The organism is Ruegeria sp. PrR005, from assembly GCF_010500245.1.
Taxonomy (GTDB): Bacteria; Pseudomonadota; Alphaproteobacteria; order Rhodobacterales; family Rhodobacteraceae; genus Ruegeria_B; species Ruegeria_B marisflavi.
The window spans coordinates 21,882-31,771 of sequence record NZ_JAAGOX010000023.1; the positions used below are offsets into that span (position 1 = coordinate 21,882).

Annotated in this window: 10 protein-coding genes and 1 tRNA gene; all 11 read left to right on the forward strand. The window is 61.9% G+C overall.

Annotation, left to right across the window (positions count from 1 at the left end; all coding sequences use genetic code 11):
* Nucleotides 1-12 precede the first annotated feature (12 nt).
* Nucleotides 13-1,017 carry an ABC transporter permease gene (locus G0P99_RS15015; RefSeq protein WP_164131229.1) on the forward strand — a complete coding sequence of 335 codons (1,005 nt, stop codon included), beginning with the start codon at nt 13-15 and terminating at the stop codon, nt 1,015-1,017.
* A gap of 4 nt (nt 1,018-1,021) precedes the next feature.
* The gene (locus tag G0P99_RS15020; protein WP_164131231.1) at nt 1,022-2,146 is read left to right on the forward strand and encodes an ABC transporter permease; all 1,125 of its coding nucleotides are present in this window, start codon (nt 1,022-1,024) and stop codon (nt 2,144-2,146) included.
* A complete protein-coding gene (locus G0P99_RS15025; protein WP_164131233.1) occupies nt 2,143-3,138 on the forward strand; it encodes an ABC transporter ATP-binding protein in 996 nt (331 codons plus the stop codon). The genes G0P99_RS15020 and G0P99_RS15025 overlap by 4 nt, the downstream gene beginning before the upstream one ends.
* The gene (locus G0P99_RS15030; RefSeq protein ID WP_164131235.1) at nt 3,135-4,121 is read left to right on the forward strand and encodes an ABC transporter ATP-binding protein; all 987 of its coding nucleotides are present in this window, start codon (nt 3,135-3,137) and stop codon (nt 4,119-4,121) included. The genes G0P99_RS15025 and G0P99_RS15030 overlap by 4 nt, the downstream gene beginning before the upstream one ends.
* A 148-nt stretch (nt 4,122-4,269) precedes the next feature.
* Nucleotides 4,270-5,295 carry a type I glyceraldehyde-3-phosphate dehydrogenase gene (gene gap, locus G0P99_RS15035; RefSeq protein ID WP_164131237.1) on the forward strand — a complete coding sequence of 342 codons (1,026 nt, stop codon included), beginning with the start codon at nt 4,270-4,272 and terminating at the stop codon, nt 5,293-5,295.
* 50 nt (nt 5,296-5,345) lie between these two features.
* A complete protein-coding gene (locus G0P99_RS15040; protein WP_164131239.1) occupies nt 5,346-5,717 on the forward strand; it encodes a winged helix-turn-helix domain-containing protein in 372 nt (123 codons plus the stop codon).
* 114 nt (nt 5,718-5,831) lie between these two features.
* On the forward strand, nt 5,832-6,536 hold the full coding sequence (gene modA / locus G0P99_RS15045; protein WP_164131253.1) for a molybdate ABC transporter substrate-binding protein: 705 nt from the start codon (nt 5,832-5,834) through the stop codon (nt 6,534-6,536).
* Nucleotides 6,537-6,539: 3 nt separating this feature from the next.
* Entirely contained in the window at nt 6,540-7,232 is a 693-nt protein-coding gene (gene modB / locus G0P99_RS15050; RefSeq protein WP_164131240.1) for a molybdate ABC transporter permease subunit, read from the forward strand.
* Nucleotides 7,229-8,311, forward strand: a complete 1,083-nt coding sequence (gene modC, locus G0P99_RS15055; protein WP_164131242.1) for a molybdenum ABC transporter ATP-binding protein — start codon at nt 7,229-7,231, stop codon at nt 8,309-8,311. Before modB ends, modC begins: the two co-directional genes overlap by 4 nt.
* A 76-nt stretch (nt 8,312-8,387) precedes the next feature.
* A tRNA-Val gene (locus G0P99_RS15060) sits at nt 8,388-8,463 on the forward strand.
* A gap of 254 nt (nt 8,464-8,717) precedes the next feature.
* Nucleotides 8,718-9,602 carry a site-specific integrase gene (locus G0P99_RS15065; protein ID WP_203583123.1) on the forward strand — a complete coding sequence of 295 codons (885 nt, stop codon included), beginning with the start codon at nt 8,718-8,720 and terminating at the stop codon, nt 9,600-9,602.
* Nucleotides 9,603-9,890 lie beyond the last annotated feature (288 nt).

Here is a 9,890-nt window from a genome sequence, read left to right on the forward strand (position 1 = left end):
GACGAGGTCTCGATGCTTCATTTCGCGCGATTTGCCGCCACGCGGGCGGTTATGGCATTGATCACGCTGGTGATCGTGTCGCTGATCGTCTTTTCGCTGATGGAGTTGGTGCCCGGCGACTGTGCCGAGCGGTACCTCGCCTATAAGAACACCCAAGGGTCCGCCATCACGCTGGCCGATATCGCGGCCGAGCGCGCCCGGCTGGGGCTGGACCAACCGTTCCTGACCCGATGGACAAGCTGGCTTGCGGGTGCGTTCCGGGGCGATTTTGGCGATAGCTGCATCCTGCGCGTCGATATCGCGCAACTCTTGGGCGACAAGTTCTGGATCTCGCTTTGGATCTGTCTTGGCGCACTCTTGGTGGCCTACATGATCGCCATTCCGGTCGGCATCATCTCGGCCGCCTCGCGCAACCCGTACCTGAACAACTCGCTGCGGGTCGTCAGCTATCTGGGGCTGGCGATGCCTAATTTCCTGCTGGCGCTTATGGTGATGCTGATCTCGACCGTCTATTTCGGCGAGACTCTGACGGGCCTCTTCTCGCCCGAATACAAGGAGGCGCCCTGGTCTGTCGACCGGGTGCTGGATCTCTTGAAACACGCCTGGTTGCCGGTCTTTATCCTGGGTTGGTCGGCCACCGCATTTGCCCTGCAAACCGTGCGCGCGCTGATGTCGGACGAAATCGGCAAGCTATACGTAACCGCCGCCGCTGCGCGCGGGCTTTATGGTCGGCGCCTGTTGTGGCGCTATCCGGCGCGGCACGCGCTGGGGCCGATCGTCAACAGCCTTGGCTTCGACCTCAACCGTATTTTCAACGAACTGCCCATCGTCGCGCTGATCCTCACTCTGACCGAGGCCGGGTCGTTGCTGCTTGAAGCCCTGGCGCGCTCGAACGACCAGCAACTGGCGGGCGCCATCATTTTCCTGCTGACCGCCTCGATCGTGACGTTGAACTTTGCCACCGACATCCTGCTGGCGGTGATCGACCCGCGCGTGCGCAAGAGCATCCTGAGGTGATCCGATGACTGTCCCAAGCCAGACCGCCAAGGAAGCCTATTTCACTGCCTCGCAGCGACAGCTGATCTGGGCAAGGTTCAAGAAACAGCGCGCCGCCATGGTCGCGGCCACCGTGCTGGTGGTGCTGATCCTGTCGGGCCTGTTCGCACCCTTTCTGTCACCCTATGACCCCACGGTCGCCGGACGTGACAAGGATTACCTGAACGGCGCACCACAAGTTCCGAAATTCTGCGACAAGAACGGGTGCTCGCTGCGCCCGTTCCTGCACACGGTCACCCGTGAACGCTCACTCGCCACCAATTTCCGCTGGGTGGAAAAGGTGAACGAGGATGAACGGCGCTATATGCGGTTCTTCGTGCAAGGCGACAGTTACAAGCTCTTTGGCTTCATCCCCGGCAACATCCACCTGTTCGGCATGGATCAGGGCTATGTGCATCTGTTCGGCACCGACAGCGCGGGCAAGGATATCTTCAGTCGCACCCTGCACGCGGTCTGGACCTCGCTTCAGGTGGGCACATTGGGGGTTCTGATCTCTTTCGTGCTGGCGCTCGCCATCGGGGGGATCGCGGGCTATTACGGCGGCATGATCGACAGCGTGATCCAGATGGTGACGGATGCGGTGCGCACCATACCCTCGATCCCGCTGTTCATGGCCATCGCCGCTTTCATCCCGCCGGAATGGTCGGCCGAGACGCGGTTCTTTGTCATTACCCTGATCCTGGGGCTGGTCGGCTGGCCGACGCTGGCGCGGCGGGTGCGCACGCACCTGCTGACCGAGCGCAATCAGGAATATGTGCTGGCCGCGCAGCTGTGCGGCGCCTCGCCCAGCCACGTCATCCGACGCCATCTGCTGCCCAGTTTCACCAGCTATATCATCGTCGATCTGGTGATTTCATTTCCCTATGTCGTGCTCAGCGAAACCGCGCTCAGCTTTATCGGGCTTGGCCTCAAGGACCCGGTCAACAGCCTGGGTGTGATGTTGCAGAACGTGACCAAGGCCGACGTGCTGCTGAACTATCAGTGGTATTTCATCCCGGTCCTGTTCTTCATCGCGCTGGTCATGGCCTTTGTCTTTGTCGGCGACGGGTTGCGCGACGCGGCCGATCCCTATTCGGAGAGCCGCAAATGAGCCTGATCGACGTCGAGAAGCTGACGCTGCAATTCCGCACCGACGAGGGGCTGATCACCGCGGTCGAGGATGTATCGTTCTCGCTCGCCCCGGGCGAGGTGATGGGGCTGGTCGGCGAAAGCGGTTCAGGCAAATCGGTGACCGCCAAGGCGCTGATGAAGCTGAACGCCGCCAATGCCGTCTATGACCCCGCTACTCGGATCACCCTGCATCTGGACAGCGGGCCGGTGGATGTCATGTCGCTGAAACGCCCGCGCGACATGGAGATCGTGCGCGGCGGCGCTGTCAGCATGATCTTTCAGGAGCCGATGGCCAGTTTCGCCCCCGCGATGACCATCGGCAGCCAGATGGTGGAACAGCTGCTGATCCACACCAATCTGAGCAAACGCGCCGCGCGCGATCTGTCAATCGAGATGCTCGACCGGGTCGGCATCTCGGACGCGGCCAGCCGGTTCAACCAATATGCATTCGAGCTGTCGGGCGGCATGCGCCAGCGCGCGATGATCGCCATGGCGCTGTCGACGCGGCCGAAACTGCTGATCGCGGATGAACCGACCACGGCGCTGGATGTGACTATCCAGGCGCAGGTGATCGACCTGATGAAGGATCTGGTGGCCGAATTCGGCATGGGCATCATCTTTATCACCCATGACTTGGGCGTGGTGGCGCAGACCGCCGACAAGGTGGCGGTGATGTATCTGGGCCGCATGGTCGAACAGGGCCCGGTGCGCGAGGTGATCCGAAACCCGCGCCACCCCTATACCCGGGGCCTGATCGACGCGCTGCCGCAACTGGACGATCTGGACAAACCCTTGATGCCGGTACCGGGTGACATCCCCTCGCCGCTGGAACGGCCCGAGGGCTGCGTGTTCCACACCCGCTGCACCCGGATCATCGGCGATATCTGCCGAACAGCAGTGCCCGGTTGGGCCGATACCGGCCCGGATCACCGCACCGCCTGCCATCTCTGCCATCAGGACACCGCCGCATGACCGAGGAACTGCTGATCGAGACCCGCGAGTTGACGGTGGGCTTTCCCATCGGTGGGGGTCTTTTCAACAAGAAGACGCTCAAGGCGGTGGACGGGATTTCCATCGGTATCCCGCGCGGGTCGTTTTTTGGCGTTGTGGGCGAAAGCGGCTCGGGCAAGACCACGCTGGGCCGGGCGCTGCTCAATGCGGTGCCAATCACCGGCGGCCATGCAACCTATGACGATGGTGAGGTGCGTTACGACCTTTCCACCCTCTCGGGCGCCGAGTTGAAGGATTACCGCAAGCGCGCGCAACTGATCTTTCAGGACCCATACGCCGCGCTCAGCCCGCGCATGACGGTGCGCGACATCATCGCCGAACCGCTTGAGGTGATGGGGCTGACGGCATCGCGCGAGGAAACTGATGCCCGCGTGCGCGAGATTGCCGCAAAATGCCGGTTGAACCTGGAACATCTGCGACGCTTTCCGCATGCTTTTTCGGGGGGACAGCGGCAGCGGATCTCGATTGCGCGCGCGCTGGTCTCTGGGCCGCGTTTCGTGGTGGCCGACGAATCCGTCGCGGCGCTAGATGTGTCGATCCAGGCCGATATCCTGAACCTGCTGAAAACCCTCCAGTCCGAGCTGGGCTTGACCTATATGTTCATCAGCCACGACCTGAGCGTGGTGGCCCACAGCTGTGACCATGTGGCAGTGATGTATCTGGGCCGGATCGTGGAAAGCGCGCCTACGCGCAAGCTGTTCGCCGCGCCGCGCCACCCTTATACCAAGGCGCTGTTTTCGGCGATCCCTTCGCTTGACCCCGATGACCGGGGCCGAGCACAGAAGCTGGAGGGTGAGATTCCCTCGCCCACCAACCAGCCACCGGGGTGCAAGTTTCACACCCGTTGCCCTCATGCGACGGAACTGTGCAAGACGCGTGAGCCCGTGTTGCAGGTCGAAGGCGATCAAGCGGTTGCCTGCCATCGCTGGCAAGAGCTTCTATAAGCTGAAATTTTTCGCGATCCATCATCGCTAACGCCCCCTGACCGGCTCGGGCGGCACGTTACCCGTCTTAATAAGCGGTTGCATTTTGCAATTGTTAGCGCTAACAGATTCTTAACTGAGCCAACCAGGCGCATGGATGGAGGACCGCATGACACTGAAAGTGGCAATCAACGGCTTTGGACGCATCGGTCGCGGCGTGCTCAGGGCGCTGGTCGAAAGCTGTGCCGAAGATATCGAGGTCGTGGCGATCAACGATCTGGCCAGCCCTGAAACCCTGGCGCATCTGCTGAAATATGACAGCGTGCATGGCCGCCTGCGGACCCGGGTGCTGGTCGAGGGTGACCACATGGTCGTGGGTCGCAACAGCATCCGCCTGACAGCAATACGCAACCCCGAGGACCTTCCCTGGTCCGACGTCGACATCGCCTATGAATGCACCGGGCTATTCACCGAGCGTGATGCCGCCGCCAAGCACTTGAAGAACGGATCGAAACGGGTGCTGATCTCGGCCCCGGGCAAGAATGCGGACCGTACCGTGGTATTTGGCGTCAACGATCATGCGCTGACCGTTGACGATGTGATCGTGTCCAATGCCTCGTGCACCACCAACTGCCTGGCCCCGGTGGCGATGGTGCTGGACCGCGCCTTTGGCATCAAGACCGGCTATATGACAACCATCCACGCCTATACCGGCGACCAGCCGACCCATGACACCGCGCATCGCGATCTCTATCGCGCGCGGGCGGCCTCGGTGTCGATGATCCCCACCTCGACCGGCGCGGCGCGTGCCATTTCCGAGGTGCTGCCGCATCTCAAGGGTCGGCTCGAAGGATCGGCGATCCGGGTGCCCACGCCCAATGTCTCGCTGGTCGATCTGAGTTTCGTGCCCGAACGCCCGGCCACCCGCGAGGCGGTGAATGCCGCCATCCGCGCCGCCGCCGAAGGGCCGCTGGCCGGTATCCTCGCCTATGAAGAGGATCCCCTGGTCTCGGTCGATTTCAACCATGACAGCCATTCCTCGTGTTTTGCCGCCGCTCAGACCAGCGTAACCGCCGACGGGCTGGTGCGGGTGGTCAGCTGGTATGACAACGAATGGGGCTTTTCCAACCGGATGCTGGATACCGGTCGTCGCATGGGCGCGCTGATGGCAACCCCTCAAAGGCTTGCCGGTTAAGGACAGGACCGCCCTTGTCGCTGCCGCAAAAGAGCGGCAGACTCTGGTGCATGACCGATACCCGCCCCCAGCCTGTCCAGAAACTGCGCATCGTTTTTGACGAGGGCGAGATGGTCGGACCCGGAAAGGCGGAGTTGCTGGAGCATATCCGGGACACAGGATCTATCGCCGCGGCGGGCCGGGCCATGGGAATGAGCTATAAACGCGCTTGGCAGCTGGTCGAGACGATGAATGCCATGTTTTGCGCGCCGCTGGTTGTCCGGTCACGCGGCGGGGTGCAGGGCGGCAGCGCGACCCTGACCGAGACCGGCACGATGGTGTTGTCCGCCTATCGCGACTATGAGAGCGCTGCGCGCAGCGCCGGCCAACCGCATGTCGACCGGCTGACCGCCCTCCTGCGACCAAAGGACAAGGGCGTTTAGGTCTTGCGCCCACTCCGTCACGGGGCGATATTTCCCCTTGGACATATCGCTTGTCGGAGACCGTTCTTGCCCGCCTTCGCCCCCCTGATCCACGTCGCGCTCTGTGCCCTGCTGATGGCTGGCCCCGCCGCAGCGGACCGGATCACGGTTTTTGCCGCCGCCAGCCTGAAAACCGCACTGGACGAAGCGACCGCAGGTTTCGAGGCGGAAACCGGACATGAGGTGTTGGTTTCTTTTGCCGGCTCCTCGGTGCTGGCCCGCCAGATCGGGTTGGGTGCGCCAGCGAACCTGTTCATCTCGGCCAACGAAGAGTGGATGGATAGCCTGGAAGCGCAGGGCCATATCATCGCAACCTCGCGCCGTAACCTACTGTCGAACCGGTTAGTGCTGGTGGGATCTGCCCGGCAGAAACCGGCCGAACTGGCGCCCGTGCTGGCGCGCAATACCGGGCGTGTTGCGATGGCCCTAGTCGATGCGGTCCCGGCTGGCATCTATGGCAAGGTCGCCCTGACCAATCTGGGGCTTTGGAGTCTCGTGGAGCCCCGAGCGGCACAGACCGACAATGTTCGGGCCGCGCTGGCGCTGGTGGCAACCGGCGCGACACCGCTGGGCATCGTCTATGCCACGGATGCGCTGGCCGAACCGCAAGTCAGCGTGATCGCGACCTTTCCCGAGAACAGTCACCCGCCGATCCGCTATCCGGCGGCACTGGTCACCGGGCGCGGCACAGAGGCGGCGCGGGACTTGCTCAACTATCTTTTCAACCCCGAGGCGCAGGCGGTTTTCGTCCGATACGGGTTCCTGCCGGTCGAGAACTAGGCGATGGCGATGCTGGGCCCCGAGGAATGGCAGGCCGTGACCCTATCTTTGAAGGTCTCCACCTGGGCCACGCTCCTGTCACTGCCTTTGGCGGTGCTGGCCGCGCATGCCTTGGCGCGCTGGCGGTTTCCCGGGCGGACGCTGCTGAACGGAGTGGTGCATCTGCCACTGATCATGCCCCCGGTGGTGACAGGCTATGTCCTGTTGATGGTCTTTGGTCCGTCAGGTTCGGTGGGGCGCGCGCTGCAATCCTTGGGCCTGACGCTGGCCTTCAACTGGACCGGAGCGGCGCTGGCGGCGGCGGTGATGGGCTTTCCCCTGATGGTGCGCGCCATCCGCCTGTCGATCGAGGCGGTCGATCCCCGGCTGGAGCAGGCGGCGGCAACCCTGGGCGCGTCGCGTGCCTGGATCTTTGTGACCGTCACCCTGCCGCTGATCCTGCCCGGGCTGATCGCCGGGACGATCCTGGGCTTTGCCAAGGCGATGGGAGAGTTTGGCGCGACAATCACCTTTGTGTCCAACATCCCAGGCCAGACACAGACCATCCCCTCGGCCATCTACGCCTTTCTTCAAGTTCCAGGCGGCGAAACCGCCGCCGCGCGGCTTGTCACGATCTCGATCATTCTGGCCCTTGGGGCGCTGCTTCTGTCGGAAAGTGCGGCGCGCTGGGCTGCCCGGCGGGTGGGTGGGCAATGAAGTTGGCCGTCGAGATGCATCAACCGATGGGCGCTCTGATGCTGGATGTGGCGTTTTCGGCGCCGCCCGGTGTGACCGTGCTGTTCGGGCGATCCGGCAGCGGCAAGACCACGGTGGTGAATGCCGTCGCAGGGCTTGTCAAACCCGTCAGAGGGCGGATTTCGCTGGGCGATCAGGTCTTGCAGGACAGCGGCCAGGGCATCTGGTTGCCGCCCCACCGACGCCGCCTGGGGTATGTGTTTCAGGATGCCCGCCTGTTTCCACATCTGAGCGTGCATCAGAACCTTGTCTATGGCCGCCGTTTCGCCCCCCGCGGCAGTGCCGCCGAACCCGAAGCACGCGTAATCGAAATGCTGGGCATCGGTCCGCTGCTGCAACGGCGCCCAGGTGCGCTCTCGGGGGGGGAACGGCAAAGGGTGGCATTGGGTCGGGCATTGCTGTCGGCGCCCCGGGCCATTCTGGCGGATGAACCGCTGGCCGCGCTGGACGAGGCGCGCAAGGCCGAGATCCTGCCCTATTTCGAACGACTGCGCGACGAGGTTGCGATCCCCATCCTCTATGTCACACATTCCGCGGCCGAAGTGGCCCGTCTGGCGACCACTGTCGTGGTGTTGCAGGACGGCCGCGTTGTCCGGCAAGGCACGGCGGCCGAAGTTCTGAGCGACCCGTCCGTCACCCCATTGGGCGCGCGCGCTGCCGGTGCCGTCTTGCTGGGCACCGTGGTAGCCCACCACGAGGATGGTCTTTGCGAACTGGACGCCCACGGGGTCCGCTTGTTCCTGCCCGGCACCGTGCATCCCGTCGGAACGGCCCTGCGCCTGCGCGTTGCAGCACAAGAGGTCATCCTGTCTCGGGCCAGGCCCGAAGGGTTGTCGGCCCTGAACATCCTGCCGGGGACAGTCGAGCAGATCCGTTCAGGCGAGGGCCCGGGCGCATTGGTGTCGATCCGCACTCAGGCAGGCACGGTGCTGGCAAGGATCACTCGGCGCTCGGCCGCCGCGCTGGATCTGAATGTTGGAACGGAGTGTCACGCCGTTATCAAGTCGGTCGCGATCGCACCCGAAGACGTCGGCGGCTGATGGTGTTTGCGAATGACAGTTTTTGGCCAAGCCCCCCTTGCGTCTGCGATCCGGCTTGGCTACATCCGCTCGGGAAGGGTGATTAGCTCAGTTGGTAGAGCGCTTCGTTTACACCGAAGATGTCGGGAGTTCGAGTCTCTCATCACCCACCATCATTTCCCCACAACGTATCAAGGGCTTACGTAGATGGCGTCATTGGACGTAATGTGCGTGAATTTGTATCCGCTGCGCCTCCGCTGCACCCAGACGGGAAAGATGTCTCCAAGACACGGAGATGTGGACAATGGCAACGGTGGTAAAGCGACCCAGCGGGAAGTGGCAGGCAACAGTGCGCAAGGACGGGCGGTCTCGTTCAAAGTCATTTCATAGAAGGGCAGATGCGACGAAGTGGGCACGAGAGACAGAATTGAGCGCTGATAAGGGATTGTTGGTTCCAGCAGGAGGTACCACTGCTCCTGAAATGTCCCTGAGTGAGGTTCTGACAAAGTACCGCAATGACGTTACCAGCACGAAGCGTTGCGCCCAAAATGAGAGTTACGCGATAAATGGGTTTCTGCGTACCAATTCAAAGTTGGCTAGTCTGAAGGTTGGCCAGCTGAGCCCCACCGACTTCATCTCCTATCGTGACACCCGGCTGCAGTCGATGAAGCCCGCCACTGTGGTAAGGGAACTGGGGTGGATGCAGCACGCGCTAGACGTAGCTTGTGCGGATTGGGGGCAACAGTTGCCAGACGGTAATCCGGTAAAGCATGTGCGCCGTCCTAAGATCGACAACCGCCGTGAGAGACGGTTGCAGGCCGGAGAATGGCAGGCTCTACTGGATGCAGTGAACGAAGCCCGGTCTCCCTTGATGAGGCCATTATTGACGTTGGCATTGGCTACAGGGATGCGACGTGGAGAACTGCTGTCGATGCAGTGGAAGCATGTAGACCTTGAACGCAGGACAGTATTTCTACCCCAAACAAAAAACGGCCGCGCTCGTACAGTCCCCCTCAGCCCAAAGGCCGTTACCGTCTTGATGAACCTACCACGGAGTGATGTTCGATGTGTGCCGCTTTCCGGCAATTCAGTGCGATTGGCCTTTGGGCGACTGCGGCAGCGAGCGGGCGCGGTTGACCTGACATTCCACGATATTCGTCATGAGGCGGTGTCGCGTTTCGTAGAAATTGGGCTGTCGCTTGCACAGGTCCAAATGATCAGCGGTCACCGCGATTTACGGATGTTGATGCGTTACACCCACCTACAGACGGAAGATATTGTGGCGCAGTTGGCTGCCGTCGAACTTGGCTAGATCGAGTTCGGACGGTCTTGCACGGGAAGCCGAGATTCTCATTGGATCTTACGCTACCTACGCTCGGAGATGATAGGCGAGTGGGTTGCATCGGATTACCCCAAAATTCCCCTAATGGTTTAATTTTATATGAATTTTCTGCATCCCTCCGTCCATCAGACAGAGCAGCGTCCCACACCAGAACACTTAACCCCTCATCTGATAGGCAGACTGTTGATTTCCACCCAGAAGTGAGCCGGGTTTTTCATCGAGAAGTGAGCCACCTCTGTTTATGGATTTCGGGTTATG

Bases quoted from the DNA above. Each gene is read 5' to 3' on its own strand.
- modB (WP_164131240.1), top strand. From the start codon at position 6,540: ATGGCGATGCTGGGCCCCGAGGAATGGCAGGCCGTGACCCTATCTTTG.
- G0P99_RS15015 (WP_164131229.1), top strand. From the start codon at position 13: ATGCTTCATTTCGCGCGATTTGCCGCCACGCGGGCGGTTATGGCATTG.
- modA (WP_164131253.1), top strand. From the start codon at position 5,832: ATGGCTGGCCCCGCCGCAGCGGACCGGATCACGGTTTTTGCCGCCGCC.
- modC (WP_164131242.1), top strand. From the start codon at position 7,229: ATGAAGTTGGCCGTCGAGATGCATCAACCGATGGGCGCTCTGATGCTG.
- G0P99_RS15020 (WP_164131231.1), top strand. From the start codon at position 1,022: ATGACTGTCCCAAGCCAGACCGCCAAGGAAGCCTATTTCACTGCCTCG.
- G0P99_RS15040 (WP_164131239.1), top strand. From the start codon at position 5,346: ATGACCGATACCCGCCCCCAGCCTGTCCAGAAACTGCGCATCGTTTTT.
- G0P99_RS15030 (WP_164131235.1), top strand. From the start codon at position 3,135: ATGACCGAGGAACTGCTGATCGAGACCCGCGAGTTGACGGTGGGCTTT.
- gap (WP_164131237.1), top strand. From the start codon at position 4,270: ATGACACTGAAAGTGGCAATCAACGGCTTTGGACGCATCGGTCGCGGC.
- G0P99_RS15025 (WP_164131233.1), top strand. From the start codon at position 2,143: ATGAGCCTGATCGACGTCGAGAAGCTGACGCTGCAATTCCGCACCGAC.